General features: G+C 69.3%; 22 protein-coding genes. 6 read left to right on the top strand and 16 right to left on the bottom strand.

Annotated elements, in window-relative coordinates; genetic code table 11:
• Positions 1–6: 6 nt before the first annotated feature.
• The 8 genes from accB to BM393_RS13910 form a co-directional block, all read right to left on the bottom strand.
• Positions 7–474: an acetyl-CoA carboxylase biotin carboxyl carrier protein gene (gene accB / locus BM393_RS13945; protein ID WP_091727050.1), complete on the bottom strand. Its 468-nt coding sequence runs from the start codon at positions 472–474 to the stop codon at positions 7–9.
• Between the two features lie 73 nt (positions 475–547).
• Positions 548–1,000 carry a type II 3-dehydroquinate dehydratase gene (gene aroQ, locus BM393_RS13940; RefSeq protein WP_091727046.1) on the bottom strand — a complete coding sequence of 151 codons (453 nt, stop codon included), beginning with the start codon at positions 998–1,000 and terminating at the stop codon, positions 548–550.
• Positions 1,001–1,167: 167 nt separating this feature from the next.
• Complete coding sequence (locus BM393_RS13935) at positions 1,168–1,728, bottom strand: TlpA disulfide reductase family protein (protein ID WP_091727043.1); 561 nt, start codon at positions 1,726–1,728, stop codon at positions 1,168–1,170.
• Positions 1,729–2,325, bottom strand: a complete 597-nt coding sequence (locus tag BM393_RS13930) for a hypothetical protein (protein WP_091727039.1) — start codon at positions 2,323–2,325, stop codon at positions 1,729–1,731.
• A 50-nt stretch (positions 2,326–2,375) separates the two neighbouring features.
• Positions 2,376–3,122 carry a transglycosylase domain-containing protein gene (locus BM393_RS13925; RefSeq protein ID WP_091727034.1) on the bottom strand — a complete coding sequence of 249 codons (747 nt, stop codon included), beginning with the start codon at positions 3,120–3,122 and terminating at the stop codon, positions 2,376–2,378.
• A 32-nt stretch (positions 3,123–3,154) separates the two neighbouring features.
• Positions 3,155–4,072 (bottom strand): shikimate dehydrogenase, encoded by a 918-nt coding sequence (gene aroE / locus BM393_RS13920; RefSeq protein ID WP_091727029.1) that lies wholly within the window; start codon positions 4,070–4,072, stop codon positions 3,155–3,157.
• A gap of 53 nt (positions 4,073–4,125) precedes the next feature.
• Positions 4,126–4,983, bottom strand: coding sequence for a TonB family protein (locus tag BM393_RS13915; protein WP_091731498.1), 858 nt, complete (start codon positions 4,981–4,983; stop codon positions 4,126–4,128).
• A gap of 20 nt (positions 4,984–5,003) precedes the next feature.
• A complete protein-coding gene (locus tag BM393_RS13910) occupies positions 5,004–7,067 on the bottom strand; it encodes a ribonuclease catalytic domain-containing protein (RefSeq protein WP_091727025.1) in 2,064 nt (687 codons plus the stop codon).
• 197 nt (positions 7,068–7,264) lie between these two features.
• On the opposite strand from BM393_RS13910, the gene lplT reads away from it, so the two are divergent.
• Positions 7,265–8,503, top strand: coding sequence for a lysophospholipid transporter LplT (lplT, locus tag BM393_RS13905; RefSeq protein WP_091727022.1), 1,239 nt, complete (start codon positions 7,265–7,267; stop codon positions 8,501–8,503).
• Positions 8,504–8,666: 163 nt separating this feature from the next.
• Here the strand turns inward: lplT and BM393_RS13900 are convergent, their stop codons facing one another.
• A complete protein-coding gene (locus tag BM393_RS13900; protein WP_254783445.1) occupies positions 8,667–10,040 on the bottom strand; it encodes a glycosyltransferase family 1 protein in 1,374 nt (457 codons plus the stop codon).
• A gap of 70 nt (positions 10,041–10,110) precedes the next feature.
• Between BM393_RS13900 and BM393_RS13895 the strand changes: the two genes are divergently transcribed.
• Positions 10,111–10,752: a hypothetical protein gene (locus BM393_RS13895; protein ID WP_091727019.1), complete on the top strand. Its 642-nt coding sequence runs from the start codon at positions 10,111–10,113 to the stop codon at positions 10,750–10,752.
• An 88-nt stretch (positions 10,753–10,840) separates the two neighbouring features.
• On the top strand, positions 10,841–11,737 hold the full coding sequence (locus BM393_RS13890; RefSeq protein ID WP_175538340.1) for an alpha/beta fold hydrolase: 897 nt from the start codon (positions 10,841–10,843) through the stop codon (positions 11,735–11,737).
• An 18-nt stretch (positions 11,738–11,755) separates the two neighbouring features.
• Here the strand turns inward: BM393_RS13890 and BM393_RS13885 are convergent, their stop codons facing one another.
• A complete protein-coding gene (locus BM393_RS13885) occupies positions 11,756–13,426 on the bottom strand; it encodes an aminotransferase class III-fold pyridoxal phosphate-dependent enzyme (RefSeq protein WP_091727011.1) in 1,671 nt (556 codons plus the stop codon).
• Between the two features lie 79 nt (positions 13,427–13,505).
• Here BM393_RS13885 and asd point away from each other — a divergent pair, with 79 nt between their 5' ends.
• Complete coding sequence (asd, locus tag BM393_RS13880; protein ID WP_091727008.1) at positions 13,506–14,399, top strand: archaetidylserine decarboxylase; 894 nt, start codon at positions 13,506–13,508, stop codon at positions 14,397–14,399.
• Positions 14,392–15,426: a transporter gene (locus tag BM393_RS13875; RefSeq protein ID WP_254783444.1), complete on the top strand. Its 1,035-nt coding sequence runs from the start codon at positions 14,392–14,394 to the stop codon at positions 15,424–15,426. Before asd ends, BM393_RS13875 begins: the two co-directional genes overlap by 8 nt.
• Positions 15,427–15,468: 42 nt before the next feature.
• Here BM393_RS13875 and BM393_RS13870 read toward each other — a convergent pair whose 3' ends face one another.
• Complete coding sequence (locus BM393_RS13870) at positions 15,469–16,089, bottom strand: YqiA/YcfP family alpha/beta fold hydrolase (protein WP_091726999.1); 621 nt, start codon at positions 16,087–16,089, stop codon at positions 15,469–15,471.
• Between the two features lie 258 nt (positions 16,090–16,347).
• Between BM393_RS13870 and BM393_RS13865 the strand changes: the two genes are divergently transcribed.
• The gene (locus BM393_RS13865) at positions 16,348–19,104 is read left to right on the top strand and encodes a zinc-dependent metalloprotease (protein ID WP_091726995.1); all 2,757 of its coding nucleotides are present in this window, start codon (positions 16,348–16,350) and stop codon (positions 19,102–19,104) included.
• A 75-nt stretch (positions 19,105–19,179) separates the two neighbouring features.
• Here BM393_RS13865 and BM393_RS13860 read toward each other — a convergent pair whose 3' ends face one another.
• From BM393_RS13860 to hemL, 5 genes are all read right to left on the bottom strand, one after another.
• Positions 19,180–19,707, bottom strand: coding sequence for a hypothetical protein (locus tag BM393_RS13860; RefSeq protein WP_091726990.1), 528 nt, complete (start codon positions 19,705–19,707; stop codon positions 19,180–19,182).
• A complete protein-coding gene (locus BM393_RS13855) occupies positions 19,697–20,479 on the bottom strand; it encodes a hypothetical protein (protein WP_217648444.1) in 783 nt (260 codons plus the stop codon). Before BM393_RS13855 ends, BM393_RS13860 begins: the two co-directional genes overlap by 11 nt.
• Before the next feature lie 103 nt (positions 20,480–20,582).
• Entirely contained in the window at positions 20,583–21,659 is a 1,077-nt protein-coding gene (locus BM393_RS13850; protein ID WP_091726983.1) for an AI-2E family transporter, read from the bottom strand.
• Between the two features lie 148 nt (positions 21,660–21,807).
• Positions 21,808–23,172, bottom strand: a complete 1,365-nt coding sequence (gene mpl, locus BM393_RS13845) for a UDP-N-acetylmuramate:L-alanyl-gamma-D-glutamyl-meso-diaminopimelate ligase (protein WP_091726979.1) — start codon at positions 23,170–23,172, stop codon at positions 21,808–21,810.
• Between the two features lie 122 nt (positions 23,173–23,294).
• Entirely contained in the window at positions 23,295–24,581 is a 1,287-nt protein-coding gene (hemL, locus tag BM393_RS13840) for a glutamate-1-semialdehyde 2,1-aminomutase (RefSeq protein WP_091726976.1), read from the bottom strand.
• Position 24,582: the final 1 nt, after the last annotated feature.

Raw genomic sequence — 24,582 nt, 5'->3', positions numbered from 1 at the left:
ACCGCCTTACTCGATGACGATCAGCGATTGGCCGAATTCCACCGGCTGGCCGTTCTCGATCAGGATCTTCGTGATCGTGCCGGTCTTGTCGGCTTCGATCTCGTTCATGATCTTCATGGCCTCGATGATGCAGATCGGGTCGCCTTCCTTGACCTGCTGGCCGACCTCGGCGAACGGCTTGGCGTTCGGGCTGGAGGCGCGGTAGAAGGTGCCGACCATCGGCGACTTGACGATGTGGCCGGTTTCCGCGGCCGGGGCCGGCGCGGCCACAGGTGCGGCGGCGACCGGGGCGGCGGCCTGCGCTGCCGGCGCGGCGACCATCTGCGGCGCCTGCATCATGGGCATGGCCGCCACGACGGGCTGGCCATCGGACTTGACGATGCGCACCTTGCCATCGGCCTCGGTGATTTCAAGTTCAGAGATGTTCGACTCGGAGACGAGGTCGATCAGGGTCTTGAGCTTGCGCAAATCCATATGAACTCTCCAACGGGGATCGGTTGTGATCTTCGGGTTGTCTTCCGGTCCGGCGGCAGGCGGACCGCGGCGCTCAGGGGGACGAGGCCGGCCGGCTCAATTGCTGGATCGCGAACTGCAGCGCCAACCGGTAGCCGGCCGGACCCAGTCCGCAGATCACGCCTTCCGCGACCGGCGACACGTAGCTGTGGTGACGGAACGGTTCGCGCTTGTGGATGTTGGACAGATGCACTTCAATCACCGGCAGCGCCACCGCCGCAAGCGCATCGCGGATCGCGACGCTGGTGTGGGTGTAGGCCGCCGGATTGATGATGATGAAGCGCGTGCCGTCGCGTCCGGCTGCTTGAATGCGGTCTACCAAGCCACCTTCGTGGTTGCTTTGATAGCTCTCCAGAGCTACGCCGGCTTCCTGCGCGATCCGGCGAAGATCTGCGTCGATCTCCGCCAAAGTGGTCGCGCCGTAGACCCCAGGCTCTCGGGTGCCGAGCAGGTTGAGGTTGGGGCCGTGTAGTACCAGGACTTGCATTCAGCGACCGGTCCCGCCAATTAGAGCGAAGACACTAGAAGCGTAAAAGGGTGGACTTTACGCCTTTTGGGTTCAGATCCCGGCAGCAAGCCAAAAATAAAAGGCTTGACCAGCTTCAGGCCGCCCGCTATGGCCGAGCAGGCCTTGACGAGCCTTCGGTCGAGGCTTCAGGACTTCATCGCGCGGGCCATCTCGCGCAGTTCTTCCAGGTGGGTGGCTCCCAACTTGCGCCAGATCGGCTCGCCTTGCGCGCTGAAGGCGACGGTAAACGGCAGGCCTCCCTTGGCATTGCCCAGGGTCTTGGACAGATCGGTGCCGGTGAGCCCGGCGAGGGCGACCTGGAACTTCAACGGAAGTTTCTCGAGGAAGCCCCGCACGGGCGTCGGCGCGTCGACGGCCAGACCGAGCACGTGCCACCCCTTGGAGGAGAACTCGTCGTGAAACTGATTGATTTCCGGCAATTCCTTGACGCAAGGCGCGCACCAGGTGGCCCAGAAGTTCAGCAGCAGCGGCTTGCCGCGCAGGTGGGCGCCGGGCTCGTAGGTCTGCTGGTCGAGCGTGTCGAAGCTGGCGTTCCAGAACGCCGCGGCTTCCGCCGAGAGCGGTCCCGACGGCGCTGCGCCGCCCCCACCGCCGGCCTGCCTTTCATGATGAAGCGCGAGGTAGGCCCCCGCGCCGGCGGCCACCACGCCAGCGGCGCCCAGTCCCAGAACAGCGCGTCGTTGCATTCAATCTTCCTTCCCGTTCAGCAGTTGGCGCAGCGCGGCGAGGTCGCCGCGTTCGGTCCGGCCGCGCGCGTCGGGCTTGAGCGCGCCGCGCAGGTCGTCGTGATCCAGGATGGTCAGCGCGATCGCCACCCGCTCGTTCAGCGCGCGGCAAGGCACATCCAGGACGAGCTGGTCGACGGTTTCGCCCTTGGCATTGCGGGATTGGCCGACGTCATAGTCCACGCCCTGGTTCAGCAGCGCGATCTCCGCCGATTTGCTGTCATCGCAATACAACTGCAGATGGATGTGGGACAGCCGGGTGGCGGTGCCGCGCCAGACGGCGCCGCTCAGGTGGGGGCGGAACTCGGCCAGCCGCTCCATCCAGGTGGCGGCCAGTTCGCGCAGGGCCAGCAGCTCGGCCGGCTGCGTGTCGGCGCAGAAGATGTCCAGATACTCGCGTACCTGGTCTTCCAGTTCATCGTTGCTGGGCAGCGCGGTGCGCGGCGGCAGGCCGAGCACCTTCAGCGCGCGCGACTTGGCGGGGCCGTATTCCAGGCCTTCCTCCACCACCAGGCGGGCGGCGGCGGCGGCGATCTCGGTCGTCAATTCGGGTGTCATGGCGCCCTTTCGGCGGCTCGGCCCTGGGCGGGCGATCCCTGGCCCAAGCGTCAGGGGATGTCGACCGCGCCCATCCGGGCCTCGATGGTGCCAGCCCGCCCGATCACATACGGCGAACCTGGGCGTTTCTCGAACCGCTTCGGCGCCGGCAGCATCACCGCCAGGCGCGCCGCCTGGTTGGGGCCCAGCCGGGCGGCGTCGACGCGGTAGTAGTGACGGGCGGCGGCCTGGGCGCCGAACACGCCCTCGCCCCACTCGACGTTGTTCAGGTAGATCTCCAGAATGCGCTGCTTGTCCAGCAGCGCTTCCAGCATCAGCGTCAGCACCAGTTCCTGGCCCTTGCGCAGCAAGTTGCGCTCCGAGTTCAGGAACAGGTTCTTGGCCAGCTGCTGCGAGATCGTCGAGCCGCCGATGACCTTGGGGACCGGCGCAGGCTTGTTTGGATTCGTCTTGGCCAAGCGGGCGGCGCGCTGGTCGGCCAGCTCCTGCGCGCGCTGGTTCTTGTCCCAGGCCTTTTCGAGCGCGTCCCAATCCACGCCGCCGTGTTCGTTGAAACCGGCGTCCTCGCTGGCGATCACGGCGCGCTTGAGGTGCTTGCTGATCAAGGAGCCGTCGACCCATTGCTGGGCCCAGAGGATCTGGTGCTTCTCGCGCAGCAGGCGCAGCGCTTCGGAGCGCTGGAAGGTCGTCGACTGCGGCGACACCACCGTCATCAGCGCGATGCGGGCGGCGAAGAACAGCTGCAGGCACAGGACGCTGACGAGCAGCATGCCGGCGAATCGCCAGAACTGTTTCATGGAGCGGTCCTCAATGGGTCCTCGATCGGGTCTCAATGGGCGGCGAGTCGACGGCGCAGGTCGGCCAGCACCGCCGCGCTGTCCGGGCGCACGCCGCGCCAGAGGAGGAAGGCCTCGGCCGCCTGCTCGACCAGCATGCCCAGGCCGTCGCGGGTCGCGCCGCCGGCGCCCGCCTGGCCCGCAGCCCAGTTCAGGAAGGGGGCGGCGGACGCGCCATACATCATGTCGACGGCCAGGCCGCCGGCGGCCAGCACCAGCGCGTCCGGATCCGGCAAGGGCAGGCCGGCGCCGCTGAGCGAGGCGCTGGTGCCGTTGATCAGCACGTCGTGCCGACCGTCCGGTGCGGGGGTGTCGAGTCCGCCCGCGTTCAGGCGCACGCCGTGGTCGTCGGCCCAGGCGCGGTGGCTGGCCGCGAGGGCCAGCGCCTTGTCGGCGCTGCGGTTGACGATGCGGATCTCCGCGGGTCGGCCGCCGATCAGGCTGCCGAGCACGCCGGCGGAAGCCCCGCCGGCGCCGATCAGCAGCACGCGCAGGCCGCGCAGCGGGCGCGCGGCGTTGCGCTCGATGTCGGCCACCAGGCCGGCGCCGTCCGTGTTGTCGCCGAGCCAGCCGCCGTCCGTGTCGAAGCGCAGCGTGTTGACCGCGCCGGCAAGCGCGGCGCGCGGCGTGCGGCGGGCCGCGAGCCGGAAGGCGTCGAACTTGAAGGGCACCGTCACGTTGCAGCCGCGCGCGCCGCTGGCGACGAAGTCGCGGATCGCGGCCTCGAACCCATCGAGCGGGCAGAGCAGGCGCTCGTAGACCAGCGATTGGCCGGTCTGCGCGGCGAAGGTGGCGTGGATCTCCGGCGAACGGCTGTGCGCCACCGGATTGCCGGCGACGGCGTACCGGTCCGGCCCGGCGGTGGTGGCAGTCGTGGTGGTCGCGGCGGCGGAAGTCGGATCTGCGCTCATGACGTCTATATAAGAAGGGGCGCGGCCACGCGATCCGGCCGCGGCGGGCGCCGTCAGGACGGCTGCCCGCTGAGGGTCGTTTCCAGGTTCTCGTCGCGGGTGAAGCGGAAGCGCGAGGTGATCACCAGCAGTTCCGCGCCTTGGCGCATCTGCGTCGTGAAGTTGCCGAACGGCGCGCTGGCCCGGACGATGGCCACCGCCCGCCGGTCCAGCACCGCGTTGCCGGAGCTCTGCACGATGTCGGTCTCCACCACGCGGCCACGGGCGTCCACATGGATGTTCATCGTCAGCTCGCCGTAGAGCTTGCGGCCCTGGTAGGTCGGGAAGTCGCGGGTGCCGCGGCTCTCGATGCGGCGGCGCAGCTGGTCGTAGTACTGGGCGTAGACGACCTCGCGCGTGGCCGGGCTGACGTAGCGCTTCTTCGGCCGCGCGTTCTCCTCGTTGACGCGCTTCTCGATCTCGGCAAGCAGGTGCACCAGCTGGCGGCGGCGCTCGGCCTGCTCGCGCGCCTCGGGCGTGCCCTTGTCGCGCTGGGGGTCGGGCGGCGGCAGCAGCGCAAGCTCCCGTCGCACCCGGGTGAGCAGCTGTTCCTGGGCCACCTGCAGCTGCTGGATCTGGCTGTGCTGGACCTCGGTGCTGTCGCCGGTCTCGGCCTTGGGCGAGGGCGGCAGCGGCGACGTGGCGCGCAGGTCCGCCGCCATCTCGCCGCCGCCGGCCAGGTTGGCCTGCGCCAGCGCCTGCGCCTTGACCGGCGCCTCCTGGCCGCGGGCGTTGACCAGCACCACCTCCAGCGGCGTGTCCTGGAACAGGCGGTCGAACTGGTCGGGCGCGACGAACTTGAGCGTTCCCAGGCCCAGGTGCACCCCGGCCGAGACGATCAGCGCGTACTGCAGGAGGCTGAGCTTGGGCATCGTGAACATGCGGAAGCGGATCAGGAGGCGGCGGGGGCGGGCGTCGCCGCGCCGTCCGTGCCCTTGGTCGTGTCGGCGCTATCCGCGCCTTCGTCGTTGACGTCGATCGCCAGCGTCAGCACGCCGCTGGGCTCTTCGTCCTCCTCGGCTTCCGCGTCGCCGGACGGGGCGGCCTCGGCATCCAGGCGCTCGACCAGGTTGGCGTGCACCTCCAGCGTCAGCTCATCCAGGCCGGTGATGCGGACCTTGACGTGGCTGTTGCGCGGCAGCGATTCGCAGCCCAGCGCGCGGAACACCAGCGGCAGCTCGTCGGCGCGGACCAGGCCGTCCTTGAGGACCGCGGCGGTCAGCTCGGTGATGCCCTGCTGCTGCAGATAGCGCAGCGTCCAGTAGCGCTCGATGCCGGACTGGAAGCCGTTGTAGGCGCTGTAGGCGGCGTCGAAGCCCGAGATGATCGAGAACAGCGCCGCGTCCTTGGGCTTGAACGGCGCCGCCAGCGCGGCGGTCTTGCCGTGGCGGGCGCAGGCGATGATCTGCCACTGGTTCACGAGGTCGACATAACGGCGCAGCGGCGACGTCGCCCAGGTGTACTGCGCCACGCCCATGCCGGCGTGCGGCGCGGGCTTGGTGCCCATGCGGACCTTCATGCCCGGCGCCAGGCTGGCCTGGCTGCGGTAGATGCCGGGCACGCCGCAGTCGGCGAGGATGCCGCCCCAGCTGGAGTTGGCCAGGATCATGGCCTCGGCCACGATCAGGTCCAGCGCAGTGCCGCGCTGGCGCACCGAGATGCTGACCTGCTCGGCGCCCACCGGTTCGTGCTCGCCGTTGCCCTCCAGGCGGAAGTTGTAGTCGGGCCGGTTGAAGGTCTCGGGCTTGCCGCGCACCACCTCGCGCTTGGCCTTGAGGTCCTTGGCCAGGCGGTAGGCGAAGGCCAGTTCCGGCGCGAAGTCGTAGTCGGCCGGCGCCGCGCCGGTCAGCGTGGCGTCGGTGATGACGTGGTCCAGCTTGTCGTGGCGCAGGTTGGCGGCGATGGGCACGCGCTCGAGCCGGGTCTCGCGGGCGGTGATCTCCAGCGTCGCCTCGTCCATCGTCAGGTAGATGCTGACGGCGGGGCAGTCGCGGCCTTCGATCAGCGTGTAGGCCTGGACCACGTCGTCGGGCAGCATGGTCAGCTTCCAGCCCGGCATGTAGACGGTGGAGAAGCGCTCGCGGGCGACCTTGTCCACCGGCGAGTCCGGCTGGATCGCCAGGCCCGGCGCGGCGATGTGCACGCCGAAGACCACCGTGCCGGTGCCCAGGCCCTGGACGGACAGCGCGTCGTCGATCTCGGTGGTGGCGGAGTCGTCGATCGAGAACGCGCGCACGCCGGCCAGCGGCAGCTCGTCCTTGATCTGCGGCGCGGACAGCGCGGGGAAGCTGGTGCCTTTGGGGAAGTGCTCGAAGAGGAAGCGCTTCCAGTGGAACTGGTAGGGGCTGGCGATCGCGCCGGCGTCCTTGAGCAGGTCCAGCGGCGCCTTGTGGCTGCGCTTGGCGGCCTCGACGACGGCCTTGTACTCCGGGCCGTTCTTGTCCGGGCGGAAGAGGATCTTGTAGATCTGGTCGCCGATCGGCGCCGGGCATTGGCCCGCGGCGAGCTCGTCGGCCCACTGCTCGATCTGCGCCGCGACCTGCTTCTTGCGTTCGATGCCCAGCAACGCGGCCTTGACGATCTCGGCCGGCGCCTTCTTGAACAGGCCCTTGCCCATCCGGCGGAAATAGTGCGGCGCCTCGAACAGGCGGAACAGCGCGCCGGTCTGCTGGCCGAGCGTCGCTTTCTCGTCGAAGTAGTCGCGGGCCAGGTCGGCGAAGCCGAATTCGCCCTCGGGCGCGAACTCCCAGGCCAGGTCGAGGTCGATCTCGGCGGCCAGGCGCTGGCCCTCCGCGATCAGCTCGGCCGGCGCGGGCTTGTCGAACTTGAGCAGCACATGGGCGGTCTTCACTTTGACGCGCTTGCCCGAATCGAGCTCGATCTGCATCGAGGATTCGGCTTCGGACAGGATGCGGCCGGCGAGGAATTTTCCGGCGTCTTCGAACAGGGCAAACATAGCGGCGGGATTGTCGCTGATCGTGGAGGGGGTGCCGGACGGGTCCGCGCGGCGGGCGTGTCAATTCGTTCCCGGTGGCGACCTGGTGATGTGGACGCGCCGCGGGGGCTGTCCGCGGGCTGTCGCGGCGATGTCAATCGCGTGTCAACGGTCGGTCACGGCGCCTTCGCATACTCGCCGCGCACTGGCCGCCCCACATGCCCCCGCGATTCCACACCCTCATCACCGCGCAGTTCCTTTCCGCGCTCGCCGACAACGCGCTCCTCATCGTCGGCATCGCGCTGCTGCGCGAGATGGGACAGCCGGCCTGGTGGGCGCCGCTGCTGAAGCTGTGCTTCACGCTCTCCTACGTCGGGCTGGCGCCGGTGGTGGGATTGATCGCCGATGCCTGGCCCAAGGTGGCGCTGATGAGCTGGATGAATGGGCTGAAGGCGCTGGGGGTCGGCGCGATGGCGCTGGGCCTGGATCCGCTGCTGGCATTCGGCATCGTCGGCACGGCCGCGGCTTGCTATGCGCCGGCCAAGTACGGCCTCATCACGGAGATCGTTCCGCCGACGCGCCTGGTGGCGGCCAACGGGTGGATCGAGGTGTCGGTGGTGTGCTCGGTGCTGCTGGGCACGCTGGTCGGCGGCCTGCTGGTCAGCCCGTGGTGGATGGCGGCGATGGGGGGATGGGGCGTGGCGCGTCCGCTGATCGCGTCGTTGTACGCGCTGCTGGGCGTCTATGCGCTGGCGGCGCTGCTGCAGCTGCGCGTGCCCGAGAGCGGCATCGTCTATCCCCGGCCGCCGCGCCGCGCGCTGGACATCGTGCGTGATTTCCGGATCTCCAACCGCGCCCTGTGGCGCGACCGGCTGGGTGGTCGCTTGTCGCTATCGATGACGACGCTGTTCTGGGGTGCGGGTGCGACCTTGCAGCTGGCGGTCCTGCAATGGGCGCAGGACGTGCTGGGTCTGCGTTTGAACCAGGGCGCGTACCTGCAGGCCACGGTGGCGATTGGGGTTGTGGTGGGCGCGGGCCTGGCGGGCCGATGGATTGCGCTGCAGCACTCGTTGCGGGTGATGCCGCTGGGTCTGATGCTGGGTGGTTTGATGCTGGGCACGCCGTGGGTGACGTCGCTGGGCTGGGCGCTGCCGGCGATGGTGCTGGTGGGTGCGGTGGGTGGTGCGATGGTGGTCCCGATGAATGCCTTGCTGCAGCACCGTGGCGTGCAGATCCTGAGCGCTGGCCGTTCGATTGCGGTGCAGGGCTTCAACGAGAACCTGAGCATCTTGCTGATGCTGGGTTGCTACACCGCGCTGCAGGCGATGGGAGTTCCGCTGGTCTGGTTGATGAGCGCGCTGGGCGCTTTCGTCTTCGCCTGCGTGCTGATCCTGATGATCCGCCGTCGCGTCCGTGATGGTGTGGCGCCGACCTCTTCGAACCGCTCTCTGGTGTGAGGTGAAGGGAGCCCGGGGCCGGCAGCGGCGCCCGCTTCCAAAAACTGACCAGGCACGTTCTGTCTGACCAAAGCGAGCCGAAGGTGAGCGGCGGGAGTTGAGTGCCGAAAGCGGGCGCCGCTGCCGGCCCCGGGCTTCCTTCACCTGCGCTTGTCCGCTGCCGTCAATGGGCCCTAGCCTCGATCCCCGACAGCTGCGACCCTGCCCGCAGCGCGACCGAGGTGCCGTCGATGGCGGAGGCGTAGACCTGTTCGATCCCTTGCACGATGCCTTCCCAGTCGAGGGATTCCGCGCTGGCTCGCGCTGCGATGCGCATTGCACGCAGGCGAGGCAGGTCCTCGAGCAGTGCCAGCGTCCGAGCCTGAAACGCCGCTGGTTCATTGAACGGTGCGAGTCCGCCGTTCGCGCCGTCGCGCACGAGCAGTGCTGCCGCGGCGTATTGGTAGGCCATCACTGGCAGGCCGCTGGCGAGTGCTTCGGGCGTGACGTTGCCGTAGGTTTCGGTGATGCTGGGGAAGGCGAAGAGGTCGCCGCTGGCGTAGCAGGCGGCGAGTTGTTCCCCGTGCTGCATGCCGGCGAACACGACGTTCGAGGAAGGGGGAAGCGCGTGTTCGAAGTCGGCGCGCGCGGGCCCATCGCCGACGAGCACGAGCCGGGCGCGCGGATGGCGCTGGCGGATGGTGGGCCAGAGGTCGACCAGGAGCTGGAGGTTCTTCTCGGCGGCCAGCCGGCCGACGTGGAGCAGGACCGGGTCGCCAGGCGCTGCGCCCCAGTGCTCCCGCAGCGCTTCGCTGCGGCGCGAGGGATGGAAGAGGTGGGTGTCGACGCCGCGGGCGATGACGCTCACGTGCCGGAATCCCTGCGCCATGAGTTCGCCCGCGAGCGCCGCGTTCGGCACCATCGTCGCGTGGCAGCGGTTGTGGAACTTGCGGAGATAGGCCAGCAGCGGCCGCCGCAGCCAGCCGATGCCGTAATGCTGGGCATAGGCGTGGAAGTTGGTGCGGAACTCCGACACCACCGGCAGTTTGAGATGGCGGGCGGCCTGCAGCGCGGACCAGCCCATCGGGCCTTCGGTGGCGATGTGGACGACGTCGGGCCGCTTGCTGGCCCAGAGGTTGACCAGGGTGCGCTTGGACACCACGCCCATGCGCAGGTGCGGGTAGCGCGGCACGGCCAGACCGCGCATGAGGATCTCGTCGACGGGCGACTCGCCGGCCGCGGGCGCACCCGCTGGCGCCTGACGCGGCCGCAGCAGCTGCACCGCGTGATCGCGCGCCTGCAGCCCGCCGACAACGCAGGCGATGCTGCGCGCCACGCCGTTGACCTCGGGCGGATAGGTCTCCGTCACCACCGCGACGCGGAAATGCCGCTGGCGCGTGGGAAGTTCGTCGACTTCGAGTTCGATCGGCGGGGTCGTCATGGCGCGGATGATGGGCGGCCAACGCAACAGTTCTGTGACGGCGCCGATCGTCACGCGCCTGACACGCCCGATGGACACAGTCGCCACGCGTCCGTCATCGACGTGCCATCGTGCCATCACGGCACTGCCATCGAGTGACGGCACGCTCCACGGCTCATCTCATGGTCATCTCACGGACGAGGCCCGCATGAAGGACTTTCTGGCACTTCTGAATGAACAGCGCTGGGACGACCACCGCTACTACCACCACTGCCGCATCAACCAGTCGCTGCATCTGCTCAGCGCCTGCTGCTTCGTGGTCGCCTACGGGCTGCTGCTGGTCGATCCGGCCTGGTCGGCGCTGCTGGCCTGGGGCGTCTCGATGACCAGCCGGCAGGCCGGTCACTTCTTCTTCGAGCCCAAGGGCTACGACCACGTGAACCAGGCGACGCACGAGCACAAGGAAGAGATCAAGGTCGGCTACAACCTGCGCCGCAAGGTCGTGCTGATGGGGTTGTGGGCGCTGTCGCCGGTCGCGCTGTGGCTGCAGCCGGGCCTGTTCGGCCTGTTCGAGCCGGCCACCGGCTTCGGCGACTACCTGCACCAGCTGGGCCTGCTCTGGTTCTGGCTGGGCGTGGGCGGCCTGGTGTTCCGCGTGCTGCAGCTGGCGGTGATCCGCGACCTGCGCACCGGCCTGGCCTGGGCGACGAAGATCATCACCGACCCCTTCCACGACATCCAGCTCTACCACCGCGCCCCGTTGCAATTGCTGCGCGGAGAGCGGCTCGATCCCGCGCTGTGGCCGCGCGCCGATGGGCACAATGCCGGCAACGGCGAGCAGACGGCCTGATCCGACGGGATGGCGCGACGCGATCCCGGGCGACGGGATCGCGATCGACGCGGGGACAGGCGGCCGCCGGCCAGATGGAGTGTTCCGCATGTCCGCAGTTGAACGGCGCCTTCGGGCGCCGAAGTCATTGGCGTGGGTCGTCACGGTCGCCGCCGTGCTGGCCGGCTGCGCCAGCCCGATGCCCAACACCGGCAACCAGCGCGTCACCGGGGGGCCGATCGTGTTCACCCATGTCGGCCATGGCGAGCCCACGGTGGTCCTGCAATCGGGGCTGGGCGATGGGCGCGATCCCTGGGCGGCGGTGCTGAATGCGCTGCGCACCGACTACAGCGTCTTCGCCTACGACCGCCCCGGCTACGGCGACAGCACCGCCACGCCGCCGACGCCGCGCAACCCCTGCGGCATCGCGACCGAGCTGCATGGCCTGCTCCAGAGCGCCGGCATCAAGCCGCCCTATGTGCTGGTGGGCCACTCGATCGGCGGGCTTTACCAGTACGCGTTCTCGAGGCTGTATCCGGACGAGGTCGCCGGCATCGTGCTGGTCGACGCGACCCATCCGCTGCACCTGCGCAAGATGCAGGTGGAGGTGCCGGTGATGGCCAACATGCTGGACAGCATGAGCCGGCGGGTCTTCCGCGGGATGATGCAGGCCGAATTCCTGCAGCAGCAGGACTGCATCGACACGCTGTGGCAGAAGCCGCGGCCGGATGTGCCGGTGCGGGTGCTGACGCGCACGGTGTATTCGCCGATGGAGGTGGCGAGCGGGTTCGAGTCCATGGTGCATGGCCTGGAGCCGAACTGGCTGCCGCTGGTCGGCGGCAAGGAGATCCAGCCGGTGGCGGGGTCAGGGCATTACATCCAGCGCGACAAGCCCGAGGTGGTGGCCGAGGCGATCGAGGCGGTCGTCCGGGAAGCGCGTGAGCGCGGTCATCCGTCGCCACCGGGCATGGCCCTGCGTTCCCCCGCAGCGGCGGCGTCCCGCTGAACGTGGCGCGCGCGGGCCTCAGCCGCGCAGGCCCAGCGTCTCCATCAGCAGGCGCCGCTTGATCGCCCGGTTGCTCGGCAGCGCCGGGCTGCTCCACCAGCCGCCGTCGCGCATCGCGCGGGCGGCGGCCAGGATGCGGCGCTGGACTTCGTCGAAGTCCGCGTCGCTGAAGTCCAGGCTGAAGATCATCCGCCCCGTGCCCACCCAGCTCAGCGCCAGGCCCTGCTCGCGCAGGAAGTACTGCAGCATCCAGTTGTAGCGCGAGGGCTCGGTGTAATAGAGCGTCCAGACCGAGGACATGTTGGCCGCGCGCAGCGGCAGCCCCTCGGCCTCGAGCGCCGCGTTGAGCCGCTCGCGCCGCGCGTCCTGCTGCGTCTCCTGCGCGTCGATCTGGCGCAGGCGCTCGGGGTCCTCGAGCGCGTCCAGGAACACCGACATCGCGCCCATCACATGCGGATGCGTGTTGAAGGTGCCGCGGGCGAAGCAGATGTCGGCCGGGCGCTCGTCGCGATAGCGCTTCATCCACGCCGCGCGGCCGCAGACCACGCCCACCGGCAGCCCGCCGCCCAGCGTCTTGCCGTAGGTGACCAGGTCGGCCTGCACGCCGAAGTAGCTCTGCGCGCCGCCCGCGCCGAGGCGGAAACCCATGAACACCTCGTCGAAGATCAGCGCGATGCCGCGCTCGGTGCAGACCTCGCGCAGTTCGCGCAGCCAGGCGGCGTAGGCGGCCTTGTCGTAGGACGCGCGGCGGGAGCTGTCGACCAGCGAGCCGTCGCCCGGCGCCGGCTTGTTCGGATGCAGCGCTTGCAGCGGATTCACCAGCACGCAGGCGATGTCGCGCCGGGTGCGCAGCACCTGCAGGCTGCGCGCGTGCATGTCGCGCAGCGTGTAGGTGCGCTCGGCCGGCAGCGGGTTGCCGGGACCGGGCTGGGCTTCGTCCCACCAGCCGTGGTACGCGCCGCAGAAGCGCACGAGGTGCGTCTTCCCCGTGTGATAACGGGCCAGCCGCACCGCCTGCATCACGGCCTCGGTGCCCGACATGTGGAAGGACAGCTGGTCCATGCGCGCATGCGCGAGGATGCGCCGCACGTTGTCCTCGACCAGCGGGTGGTAGACGCCCAGCACCGGGCCGAGCGCCTCCACCCGCCGCGCGCCTTCTGCGATGCAGCGCTGGTAGAACGCGTAGCCGAAGAGGTTGACCCCGTAGCTGCCGGCCAGGTCGATGAAGCGTTCGCCGTCGAGGTCGGTGAGCCAGTGGCCGTCGCTCGCGACCATCACCGGCCCGAGCGGCAGCTCGCGCTGCACCAGCGGGCTGAACGGCGGCGGCACGCGGTAGTTGCTGGTGAACTGGAGGTCCGGCAGCGAGGGCTTCATCGCCTGCGTCGCAGCGATGCTGCGCGCATGGCGCGTCTTGAGCGTGCGCGACAGCGCCGTGAAGCTGGCGCGTCGCGTCGCCACGATGGCGTCCGGCGCGTCGTCGGCGTTGAAGAAGCGCTGGTCGTCGAAGCGCCGCGTCGGCATCAGCCGTGCCAGCCGCACGGCCATCCGCGAATGGCCCGCCAGCGACGGGTGCTTCGCCCGCGAGAGCTGCAGCCGGCGCCAGCCGGTCGGCGCGTAGTACAGGGCCACGAGCCCGGCCGCGGCGGCGGCGACCGGCAGCAGGTCGAAGGTGAAGAACGTCGTGGACATGGGCATGGACCTCCGGAGCCTCGTTCTGCTGTCACACAGCATTGGCAAATTGCGGAGATATGTATCCGACGGAATTGACATGTCCATGAAATCGGCGCGCTGGATCGACCGTCTGACCCAGCAGGAAGACCTCAATTTCCTCCTGACCAACCGCGTGCCGCGCCTGGCGCTGACGCGCTTCATGGGCTGGTACAGCCGGATCGAGTCGCCGGCGCTGACGCGCCTGAGCGTCGCGGTGTGGCGGCTGTTCACCGACCTGGACCTGAGCGAGGCGCAAGCGCCCGTTCGCGGCTACCGCTCGCTGCGCGAGGTCTTCACGCGGCGGCTCCAGCCGGGGCGCCGGCCGATCGATCCGGCGCCGGGCACCATCGTCAGCCCCTGCGACGCGATCGTCGGCGCGCACGGGCCGGTCGAGCGCGGCATGGCGCTGCAGGCCAAGGGCATGGACTACCGCATCGCCGAGCTGTTCGGCGACGCTACCCGGGCCGCACCCTACCTCCACGGCACCTACCTGACGCTGCGGCTGACCTCGGCGATGTACCACCGCTTCCATGCGCCGGCCGACCTGCGCATCCATCGCGTCACCCACATCGCCGGCGACACCTGGAACGTCAACCCGATCGCGCTCAAGCGCGTCGAGCGGCTGTTCTGCCGCAACGTGCGCGCGGCCATCGAGTGCACGCTGCCGGACGGCACGCCGATCGCCCTGGTGCCGGTGGCGGCCATCCTCGTGGCCAGCCTGCGCCTGCATGCGCTGGACCTGACGCTGCGTCCCGACCATCCGGGCCCGCACCGTTTCGAGCTCGGCCACGATCACACCCGCGGCGAGGAGATGGGCTGGTTCGAGCAGGGCTCGACCATCCTCGTGTTCCTCCCGCCGGGCGTGAAGCTGTCGCCCAGCTTGCAGACGGGCCAGCGGATCCGCATGGGCGAGGCGATCGGGCGTCTACCATCCGCCGATGGCGATGAATGAGACGATGCCGTCCCCGATGGGACTGGCGGCCCCCTATGGCGGCGATGAACACGGGCTGATCTGCGGCTTCTGGATCCATCCCGAGCGCCCCACCGAGGCGCTACCCACGCTGGCCCAGGCGCAGGCCCGGCTGGCGCGGCCCGAGGGCGGCTTCCTGTGGCTGCACCTGAACCTCGCGCATGCGGGCGCGCTGCCCTGGCTGCGCCGCAACGCGGCGCTGGCCGAAAGCTTCGACGAGGCCCAGCAGCAGGGCTCGCGCTCTTCGCGCATCGAGCGCGTTGGCGAGCACCTGTTCGCTGTGCTCAACGACGTGACCTTCGATTTCGCCTTCGACGTGGGCGATGTGTCGACGCTGTGGATGCAGGCCAGCGAGCACCTGGTGTTGAGCGTGCGCCGCGCGCCGCTGCGCTCGGTGGACCGGCTGCGCATGGCGATCAAGCGCGGCGACCGGCCGCGGTCGAGCGTGGCGCTGCTCGACCACCTGCTGCGCGACCAGGCCGACGAGCTGCAGCGCATCGTGCGCCAGGCCACCGAGCGGGTCGACGACATCGAGGATGCGCTGCTCGCCGGTCGGCATGCGGGTCATGAATCCGAAGTGGCGGCGCTGCGTCGACTGATGGTGCGGCTGCAGCGGCTGCTCGCGCCGGAGCCGAGCGCGCTGCTGCGGATGCTGTCCAACCCACCGGACTGGGTCGCCGAGCAGGACAAGCAGCAGCTGCAGCAGGCGAGCGAGGAATTCGCGCTGGTGCTGCGCGACATCCAGGCGCTGCAGGAGCGCATCCGCGCGGTGCAGGACGAAACCTCGGCGCGGGTCGCCCAGGAGAACAACCAGACGCTGTACGTGCTGACGATGGTCACCGTGCTGGCCTTGCCGATCAACCTGATCAGCGGCCTGTTCGGCATGAACGTCGGCGGGTTGCCGCTGCTGGAACACAAGCACGGCTTCTGGGTCGTGGTCGGGCTGATCGTCGTGCTGACGGGGCTCGTGACGGTGCTGCTGCTGAAGGCGACCGGACGGCGGAAGTAGGCGGAAGCCGGCGGAGGTCGGCGGGCCGACGGCGCGGCCGCGTCAGAGGCCGAGGAACTCGGCCAGTTCGTCGAGGTGGTCGTCGAAGTCGGCCAGGCCGTGGTCGCTGCCCTCCAGCAGCTTGATCCGGCAGCCCTGGTAGCGCGCGTGCATCTCGCGCCAGTCGAGCACCTCGTCGCCCTTGGCGATCACCGCCATCAGGCGCTCCGGATGCGCCAGCGCGTCGGCGTCGAGCTTGCGCAGTTCATCGACGAACTCGCGGCGGAAGAAGAAATGCTCGTCCGGGTCCTGCCAGCAGGTCTGCTCGCCGATGTGGTTGGCGAGGTCGCGGGCCGGGTCCACCGCCGGGTTCAGCAGCGCCGTGCGGGCGCCGGTGCGTTGCGCCACCCAGGTCGCGTAGAAGCCGCCCAGCGAGCTCCCCATCACCGCCATCGTGTCGCGCGGCCAGTCGCGGATCAGCGCGTCCACCAACGCCATCGCCTCGCGCGGCGAGGGCGGCAGTTGGGGGCAGGCGAACACCAGGTCCGGTCGATGGGTGGCGGTCCACTCGGCCATGCGGCGCGCCTTCGCCGAGCGCGGCGACGAGCGGAAGCCGTGCAGGTAGAGCAGGTGGGTGCGGCGCGCCGGCGCGGGGGCCTCCGGCGGAGGGGAGGGGAGGGTCATGGGCGGGCAGTGTAGGGGTGTCCCTCTCCGTCGGGTGGGCGGGTCACTTCCGGCACGGGGGGATGGCTGGGCGATCATCGCCACCGTCGCGGCCGGCGAGGGCCGCGCGCTCGTTAGTGCGCATTGACGCAGGGGCTCCGGCCCCGGCACATTGCCCGTTCCGTCGGGGCGACTGCGGCCAGAAGACCGCAGCGCCCGAATTTCTCTCAACAGGGCCCGGCCGGCCGACCCCGGACGGACCCCCGACCACACAGATCCATGATCCACAGGGACACGATCCAGCTGACGGCCATCGCGGCCGCGGCGCTGCTGCTGACCGCCTGCGCCACGACCGGCACGACCGGCTCCTCCTCGTCCTCCGCCGCGCCGGCCGCCCAGGCCGCGTCCGCGCCGGCGGGCGCCGCCTCGGGTGCGCCCGGCCAGCCCGGTGCCAGCTCGCCGATGACGGCACCGCGTCCCGCCGCCGATCCCACCGCGCCCAAGCCCTTCGCCGAGGTCAGCCGCGACGCCAAGCGCGACGACGGCCTGTTCCCGATCCTGCGCAAGGACGAGAAGGTCTGGCTCGAGATCCCGCGCGCGATGCTGAACAAGCCCTTCCTGTTCACCATCAACATCTCCAGCTCCATCGGCGAGCGTGGCTTCTACGCCAGCCAGATGGGCCCGGAGATCATGGCCGAGTGGCGCCGCATCGGGAACACGATCCAGCTGGTGGCGCTGAACACCGAGTTCCGCGCCGAAGGCGGTGGCAAGCGCGCCGGCGAGGAGGCGTTCTCGCCCAGCCTGCTGGCCGCGGGTCCGGTCGCGAGCGCGGATCATCCGGAGCGCAAGGCCTTCCTGGTCGACGCCGGCCTGCTGCTGAGCGACATCCCCGGCATGTCCACCCGGCTGGAGATGGCCTACCGGCTGCCCTACAACGTCGATCGCGGCAACTCCTACTTCGAACTGACCCGCGCCGACGAGAAGCTGACGACGCTGAACGCCAAGGTCCACTACTTCACGCCGCGCATCCCGGCGCCGCCGCTGGTGGCCCCGCCGGTGCCGGTGCCGACGCCGCCGCAGGCGACGCCGGATCCGCGCTCGATGTTCATGGGCTTTGTCTACAACTTCCGCGCGCTGCCGGAGGAGAAGATGTCGCCGCGTCGCGCCGACGGCCGGCTGGGTCACTTCACCGAGACCTTCACCGACCTGAGCGACGACCTCAAGGCCAACCCGCGCGTGCACTACATCAACCGCTGGCGCCTGGAGAAGAAGGACCCGGCGGCCGCGCTGTCCGAGCCGGTGGAGCCGATCACCTACTGGATGGACAAGAACATCCCGCCGAAGTACCGCGCGGCGGTCGAGGCCGGCATCCTGGAATGGAACAAGGCCTTCGAGAAGATCGGCTTCAAGGACGCGGTCGTGGCCAAGCAGCAGCCCGATGACGCGGACTGGGACAACATGGACGCCTCGCATGCGTCGATCCGCTGGTTCGTCGGCTCGGACGTGGGCTTCGCCATCGGGCCGAGCCATGTCGATCCGCGCACCGGCGAGATCCTGGACGCCGACATCGGCATGAGCGACGTCTTCGCCCGTGGCGGCCGGGCCTTCATCAGCGAGGACGCGCCGCGCGGCCTGGCCGGTGCGCCGGTGTCGACGCTGGCCGAGGAAGCGCAGGCGCTGGCCGCGTTGAACCACGGCTGGCGCGAAGGCCGCAACGCGACCTACTGCACCTACGCGCACGACGCCGCGGCCGAGATGGACTTCGCGCTGGACGTGCTGGAAGCGCGCGGCGACATCGCGCCCGACAGCCCCGAGGCCGACGCCTTCATCCAGGCGCGGATCAAGGACGTGATCATGCATGAGGTGGGCCACACGCTCGGCCTGAAGCACAACTTCAAGGCCTCGACGCAGGTGACGCAGGCGCAGCTCAAGGACAAGGCCTGGACCGATGCGCACGGGCTGTCGGCCTCGGTCATGGACTACAACGCCTACAACATCCCGCTGCAGGGCGAGGCGCCCACCACGTACAACAACACGACGCTGGGGGCCTACGACTACTGGGCGATCGAGTACGCCTACAAGCAGGTGCCCAAGGAGCAGGAGGAGAGCGAGCTCAAGCGCATCGCCTCGCAGAACACGCAGCCTGGCCACGCCTACGCGGACGACACCGATGCCGGCGGCTTCGGCCCGTTCGACGGCATGGATCCGACGATCAACCGCTTCGACCTCGGCGACGACCCGATGGCCTATTTCCGCAAGCGGCTGAAGCTGACGCAGGAGCTGTGGGCCCGGGTGCAGAACCGCGCGCCGGAGGCGACCGATGATCCGCTGCGCCAGCGCCGTCAGTTGGCCAACGGCTTCAGCCAGCTGGCGCGCGCGTCGGACCTGGTGGGCAAGTACGTCGGCGGCATGTACACGCACCGCGACGTGCCGGGGGCTTCGGTCGCGGCGATGCGTCCGGTCGATCCGGCCAAGCAGCGCGAGGCGCTGCGCTTCCTGGCGCAGGGCATCTTCAGCGCCGACAGCTTCCGCTTCAAGCCGGAGTTCCTGACCTCGATCACGACGGACTACGTCGAGTTCAACCGGGCGGGCTTCGTCAACATCCCGGCGGCGGTGGCGCGCGTGCAGCTGGGTTCGCTGGACCGCCTGCTGCAGGCGCAGACGGCGATCCGCCTGATGGAGCTGCCGGCCTACGTGCCCGTGTCGCAGCGCAAGGGGCTGATCTCGATCGGCGAGGTCTACGGCACGCTGCAGTCCTCGATCTGGAGCGAGCTCAAGACCGGCGGCGACATCGACCCGCTGCGCCGCAACCTGCAGCGCGAGTACCTGCGCCGCATCCAGGCGAACCTGACGAAGAGCGGCGCGGCCTCGGGCCAGTTCGCCGATGCCTACGCGGTGCTGCGCCTGCACGCGGTGCAGCTGCAGAGCGAGCTGCGCGCGGCGCAGGGCAAGGGCTCGCTCGAGACCCGCGCCCACCTGGCCGAGAGCCTGGACTTCCTCAGCACGGTGCTGAAGGCGACGATGGTGCGCACCTGAGCGCCGGCGCGGTCCATCGACCGCGCCTCGTCATCAGCGCGAAGGCCGGCGAAAGCCGGCCTTTTTCATTCTTCCTCACCGGCAGGTGGGCGATTCAATCTCGTAGCCCAGCGACAGGTAGAGATGCGTTCGCAATCGGCCTTGCTCGGTTTCCATGAGATGCACGCCCTCGGCGCTCGTGCACAAGCTGGCGGCGCGTGTGGCGCCGCGGCTGTCGGTCAGCTCGAACCGTCCCGCGCGCGATTGCGGGCGGATGTCCGAGCCGACTGCGGCCATCCCGATGAAGGGCATGTCGGCCCATGCCGAGGGGACCTTGGCCTTGTAGACGCGGGGCGCGGTCGCGCCAAGCTCGTCCGAAGCGAGCACCTCGGCCGAATCGACCGCCACGAGCTCCGCTGCGCGCAAGCGGTGGCAGCAGCGTGGACGTTGATCCGCACCGGGGTACTCCAATGCGACGGTCGCGCCCGGAGCGATCGGTGAGGCCGCGACCAGCAGCGCCTCGCCAGATCCGTCCAGCTTGACGATCGCGAAGTCCGCCCCCGCGGTCGCGGCACATGCCGATGCGCTTAGAGAGAGGGCGAGAGCCAGGAATCTAGTGACCATCGTCGGACCAATGCGGAGGGTCGGAGACCAGCTTGTTCACGCCGTAGCTCGCGCCCACGGCATTCAGGTCGCTGAGCTTCTTGATCTCGACCTCTTCATTCGAAGCGTTCTTGATCTTCTTTCCAACGATGCCGCTAACGGTCATGTCGATCGCGCAACGTTCGGTATGCCGGGAGATCAGCGCTGGCGGGTAAACGATGCCGAAGGCTTTTGCCATGGCCGAAGCCGCCTTCTTCGAAGCTTCCTCGGAAGCGTGCACCCATTCGATGTCGACGCCGGCCATGGCCGGCACCTTGGCGGCCTCGATGTCGCCACGCGAGACCTTGGAGCTGTAATGCATCAGGTAAGCGCGCTCACGCGGTCTGTACGTGGCGGCGATCGCCACGCTCCCTCCAGCGTCCGCGATCGCGGCCAGGAACTTCTTCACCTTGTCGCGAAAGACTGGATCGAGGTCGTCAGTGCTTGTGCTACCCGGAAACTTGTTGACCCATGACGCGCCACTCTTCTCCTTGGCCGGAGTGGACTGAGGGGGCGCCTGCTGACTGCGTTCCGCTTCGGTTGGATTCAACACGCAGGTCGGTCCTGGAGGCCGATTCTGCGTGCGTGCGCAAGTGCCCGGATCGATCACGCCGGGATTCGAATCCATTCCAAGCGGACCCGGACGGGTGGCCATGGTGCTCAAGGAGACGATCTCCGTATTGCCTGCGGGCGCGCGTTCTGCGCCTTCGATGAAGCGAATGGGATGCCGAACTCTAGATTGCGCGGGCGGCATGGACGCCTTACCTTGGTCACTGTCTCCACTTCGACGCGAGGAACCGGCGGCTTCTGGCGGCCAACGGTTTGAGACGGCGTCGGTTCATGACCGTGAAGCCCGGTCAATGATCCCCGACCGGATACCGCCGCTCCGCCGCGACGATGTCCCAGACCGCGATGAACATCGCCGCGATCAGCGGGCCGATGACGAAGCCGTTGATGCCGAACACCGCCATGCCGCCCAGCGTCGACAGCAGCACGACGTAGTCCGGCATCTTCGTGTCCTTGCCCACCAGCAGCGGTCGCAGCAGGTTGTCCACCAGGCCGATCACGATGGTGCCGAACAGCAGCAGGCCGACCCCCGACGCGATGTGGCCGGTCGCCAGCAAATAAATCGCCACCGGCGCCCACACCAGCGCCGCACCCACCGCCGGCAGCAGCGACAGGAAGGCCATCAGCACCGCCCACAGCACCGGCGCGTGGATGCCCAGCGCCCAGAACGCGAAACCGCCCAGCGCGCCCTGCAGCGCCGCGACCGCGATGTTGCCCTTGACCGTCGCGCGGATCACCGTCCGGAACTTCTCGCCGAGCTGGCGCTTGTAGGAGTCCTGCAGCGGCAGCGCGTCGCGGATGCGCGCCGACAGCTGCTCGCCGTCGCGCAGCAGGAAATAGAGCAGGTAGAGCATCACGAAGAAGCTCACCAGGAAGTCGAAGGTGTCCTGGCCGAAACCCAGCGCCTTGGTCGCCATGAACTGGCTGCCCTGGTTCAGCGCGCTGCCCAGCTTCTCCTGCAGGTTGGCCAGGTCGTGCAGCCCCAGCCGCTCCAGCACGTCCAGCAGCCACGACGGCAATGCCGCGTAGACCTGCGCCACGTAGGTGTTGAAGTTGAACTGGCCCGACTTGACCATCTCGAAGACCACCGCCGCCTCGCGCACCAGCGCGCCCATCACGTAGGTCAGCGGCAGCACCACCAGCAGCAGGATCACCAGGATGGTCAGCCCCGAGGACAGCCCCGGCCGGCGCGTCTTGCGCAGCAACTTGCGATAGAGCGGCTGGAACACGATGGCCAGCGCCACCCCCCACAGCAGCGCGCTCAGCATCGGCCACAGGATCCAGCCGAACGCCACCGTCACCAGCGCCAGCAGGCACAGGAAGGATCGGTTCTGCAGCGCGGGCACCAGCTTGCCAGGACCACTCATCGTGTCGTCGCTCCTCGCGTGAATTGAGGTCAATCGGGACTGTCGGTCGATCGGGGTCCGCTCCGGACCCCGGGATCGGCGGCGGATCGAACCGTTGTCGATCGCTCGCCAGGGCGCGCGTCGCCGCGCGCGGCGCAGGATCGCCGGTTTACTTCAGCGCGTCCAGCAGCTTTTCGTGGATGCCCCCGAAGCCGCCGTTGCTCATGCACAGCACATGGTCGCCGGGCCGCGCCGCGCGCCGGACCATCGCCACCAGTTCCTCGACGTCCGCGCCCACCAGGCCCTGCTCGCCCAGCGGCGCCAGCGCCTCGCGCGCGTCCCAGCTCAGGCCGTCCTGGTTGCAGAAGCTCAGGTCCGCCTCCTCCAGCGCCCAGGGCAGCTGCGCCTTCATCGTGCCCAGCTTCATCGTGTTGGAGCGCGGCTCGAAGACCGCCAGGATGCGCTCCTGCGGTGCGATGCGCCGGCGCAGGCCGTCGATGGTGGTGTGGATCGCCGTCGGATGGTGCGCGAAGTCGTCGTAGACCTTCACCCCGCCGGCTTCGCCGCGCAGCTCCAGCCGGCGCCGCACGTTCCTGAAACCGCCCAGCGCCTCGGCGGCCCGCTCGGGATCAACGCCGACATGTTCCGCCGCGGCGATCGCCGCCAGCGCGTTGAGCTGGTTGTGCTCGCCCAGCAGCTCCCAGGTGACGTGGCCTACCTTCAGGCTGCCGCGCAGCACGTCGAAGGACTGCGGCTCGCCACGGGCGCGCAGCGCGCCGGGTTCCTCCTTGCGCGCGCCGAAGCGCTGGACCTCGCTCCAGCAGCCGCGCGACAGCACCCGCTGCAGCGCGTCCTCGCGCGCGTTCACCACCAGCCGGCCCGACGGCGGCACCGTGCGCACCAGGTGGTGGAACTGGGTCTCGATGGCGGCCAGGTCCGGGAAGATGTCCGCGTGGTCGTGCTCGAGGTTGTTCAGGATCGCCGTGCGCGGCCGGTAGTGGACGAACTTGCTGCGCTTGTCGAAGAAGGCGGTGTCGTACTCGTCGGCCTCGATCACGAAGTACTTCCCGCCCCCCAGGCGAGCCGACACGCCGAAGTTCTGCGGCACGCCGCCGATCAGGAAGCCGGGCGCCAGGCCCGCAGATTCCAGGATCCAGGTCAGCATCGAGGTCGTCGAGGTCTTGCCGTGCGTCCCGGCCACCGCCATCACATGCTTGCCTTGCAGCACGTGCTCAGCCAGCCACTGCGGCCCGCTGGTGTAGGGCAGCCCGGCATCGAGGATCGCCTCCATCAGCGGGAAGCGCCCCTCGGAGGAGCGCGTCACCACGTTGCCGATGACGAACAGGTCCGGCTTGAGCGCCAGTTGCTCCGCGCCGAAGCCTTGGATCAGCTCGATGCCCAAGGCTTCCAGCTGCGTCGACATCGGCGGATAGACATTGGCGTCGCAGCCGGTCACCGTGTGGCCCGCCTCGCGCGCGAGCGCCGCCAGGCCGCCCATGAAGGTGCCGCAGATGCCCAGGATGTGGATATGCATGTCTGTCTCTCAGCTGCTGTACCAACCGGTAAGCAAGCGTAATGCCTGTCGCGGATTGAAAAGAGTGCGACAAACCGGGCCCGGGAATTGCCACGCCGGCCTCACCGGGGCATCGCCGCCCCTCAACGCAGCGCGCGGCGGGCGGCCTCCAGCGTCGCATCGATGTCCGCGTCGGTGTGCGCGGCGGACACGAAACCGGCTTCGTACAGCGCCGGCGCCAGGTATACGCCGGCGTCCAGCATCGCGTGGAAGAAGCGGTTGAAGCGCTCCTTGTCCGTCGTCATCACGGTCGTGTAGTTCTGCGGCAGCTCCGCGAGCAGGAAAAAGCCGAACATGCCGCCTTCGCTGTCCGCGCTGAAGGGCACGCCGTTTTCGGCCGCCACCTTCTTCAGGCCGTCCACCAGCCGGCGCGTGCGCGTCGACAGGGCCTCGAAGAACCCGGGCTTCTTGATCTCGCGCAGCGTCGCCAGGCCGCAGGCCGTGGCCACCGGGTTGCCCGACAGCGTGCCCGCCTGGTACACGCCGCCCAGCGGGGCCAGGTGGCGCATGATCTCGCGGCTCGCGCCGAAGGCCGCCAGCGGCATGCCGCCGCCAATCACCTTGCCGAACACGCTGATGTCGGGCACGAAGCCGGGGATCAGGTCGGCATAGACACCCTGCGCGCTGCGCAGGCCGACGCGGAAGCCGGTCATCACCTCGTCCAGCACCAGCAGGGCGCCGTGCTGGCGGCACAGCTCGCGCATCCGGGTCATGAAGGGCACGCTGGCGCGCACGAAATTCATGTTGCCGGCGATCGGCTCGACGATCACGCAGGCCAGCTCCGCGCCGTGCAGCGCGAACGCTTCCTCGAGTTGCGCGACGTTGTTGTATTCCAGCACGATGGTGTGCTGCGCCGTGGCCTCGGGCACGCCGGCCGAGGTCGGATGGCCGAAGGTCGCCAGGCCGGAGCCCGCCTTCACCAGCAGCGCGTCGGTGTGGCCGTGGTAGCAACCCTCGAACTTGATGAACTTGCTGCGCTGCGTCGCGCCGCGCGCCAGCCGGATGGCGCTCATCGTTGCCTCGGTGCCCGAGCTCACCAGCCGGATCTGCTCGCAGCTGGGCACCAGCGCCAGGATCTCCTCGGCCAGCTCGACCTCGCGCTCGGTCGGCGCGCCGAAGGAGAAGCCCTCCAGCACGGCCTTCTGGACCGCCTCGACGACCGCTGGATGGCCATGGCCCAGGATCATCGGGCCCCAGGAGCCGATGTAGTCGATGTAACGCCTGCCATCGGCGTCCACGATGTGGGCGCCTTCGCCGCGGGTGATGAAGCGCGGCGTGCCGCCGACCGCGCGGAAGGCGCGCACCGGCGAGTTCACCCCGCCGGGAATGACGCGCTGGGCGCGGGCGAACAGGGTCTCGTTCTGGCTCATA

This window comes from Mitsuaria sp. PDC51, assembly GCF_900113225.1.
In the GTDB taxonomy this organism is placed as follows: domain Bacteria; phylum Pseudomonadota; class Gammaproteobacteria; order Burkholderiales; family Burkholderiaceae_C; genus Roseateles.
The sequence above is the reverse complement of the archived record's forward strand: the minus strand, read 5'-3'. Positions and strand labels throughout refer to the sequence as shown.

What these genes read in the sequence shown, in the direction of transcription:
- aroE (WP_091727029.1), bottom strand. Translation starts at nt 4,072, where the DNA reads ATGAGCGCAGATCCGACTTCCGCCGCCGCGACCACCACGACTGCCACC.
- BM393_RS13860 (WP_091726990.1), bottom strand. Translation starts at nt 19,707, where the DNA reads ATGGTCACTAGATTCCTGGCTCTCGCCCTCTCTCTAAGCGCATCGGCA.
- BM393_RS13850 (WP_091726983.1), bottom strand. Translation starts at nt 21,659, where the DNA reads ATGAGTGGTCCTGGCAAGCTGGTGCCCGCGCTGCAGAACCGATCCTTC.
- BM393_RS13900 (WP_254783445.1), bottom strand. Translation starts at nt 10,040, where the DNA reads ATGGCACGATGGCACGTCGATGACGGACGCGTGGCGACTGTGTCCATC.
- BM393_RS13930 (WP_091727039.1), bottom strand. Translation starts at nt 2,325, where the DNA reads ATGACACCCGAATTGACGACCGAGATCGCCGCCGCCGCCGCCCGCCTG.
- asd (WP_091727008.1), top strand. Translation starts at nt 13,506, where the DNA reads ATGTCCATGAAATCGGCGCGCTGGATCGACCGTCTGACCCAGCAGGAA.
- accB (WP_091727050.1), bottom strand. Translation starts at nt 474, where the DNA reads ATGGATTTGCGCAAGCTCAAGACCCTGATCGACCTCGTCTCCGAGTCG.
- BM393_RS13925 (WP_091727034.1), bottom strand. Translation starts at nt 3,122, where the DNA reads ATGAAACAGTTCTGGCGATTCGCCGGCATGCTGCTCGTCAGCGTCCTG.
- BM393_RS13855 (WP_217648444.1), bottom strand. Translation starts at nt 20,479, where the DNA reads ATGCCGCCCGCGCAATCTAGAGTTCGGCATCCCATTCGCTTCATCGAA.
- BM393_RS13910 (WP_091727025.1), bottom strand. Translation starts at nt 7,067, where the DNA reads ATGTTTGCCCTGTTCGAAGACGCCGGAAAATTCCTCGCCGGCCGCATC.
- BM393_RS13865 (WP_091726995.1), top strand. Translation starts at nt 16,348, where the DNA reads ATGATCCACAGGGACACGATCCAGCTGACGGCCATCGCGGCCGCGGCG.
- BM393_RS13870 (WP_091726999.1), bottom strand. Translation starts at nt 16,089, where the DNA reads ATGACCCTCCCCTCCCCTCCGCCGGAGGCCCCCGCGCCGGCGCGCCGC.
- hemL (WP_091726976.1), bottom strand. Translation starts at nt 24,581, where the DNA reads ATGAGCCAGAACGAGACCCTGTTCGCCCGCGCCCAGCGCGTCATTCCC.
- BM393_RS13890 (WP_175538340.1), top strand. Translation starts at nt 10,841, where the DNA reads ATGTCCGCAGTTGAACGGCGCCTTCGGGCGCCGAAGTCATTGGCGTGG.
- BM393_RS13875 (WP_254783444.1), top strand. Translation starts at nt 14,392, where the DNA reads ATGAATGAGACGATGCCGTCCCCGATGGGACTGGCGGCCCCCTATGGC.
- lplT (WP_091727022.1), top strand. Translation starts at nt 7,265, where the DNA reads ATGCCCCCGCGATTCCACACCCTCATCACCGCGCAGTTCCTTTCCGCG.
- BM393_RS13895 (WP_091727019.1), top strand. Translation starts at nt 10,111, where the DNA reads ATGAAGGACTTTCTGGCACTTCTGAATGAACAGCGCTGGGACGACCAC.
- BM393_RS13935 (WP_091727043.1), bottom strand. Translation starts at nt 1,728, where the DNA reads ATGCAACGACGCGCTGTTCTGGGACTGGGCGCCGCTGGCGTGGTGGCC.
- BM393_RS13885 (WP_091727011.1), bottom strand. Translation starts at nt 13,426, where the DNA reads ATGTCCACGACGTTCTTCACCTTCGACCTGCTGCCGGTCGCCGCCGCC.
- aroQ (WP_091727046.1), bottom strand. Translation starts at nt 1,000, where the DNA reads ATGCAAGTCCTGGTACTACACGGCCCCAACCTCAACCTGCTCGGCACC.
- mpl (WP_091726979.1), bottom strand. Translation starts at nt 23,172, where the DNA reads ATGCATATCCACATCCTGGGCATCTGCGGCACCTTCATGGGCGGCCTG.
- BM393_RS13915 (WP_091731498.1), bottom strand. Translation starts at nt 4,983, where the DNA reads ATGCCCAAGCTCAGCCTCCTGCAGTACGCGCTGATCGTCTCGGCCGGG.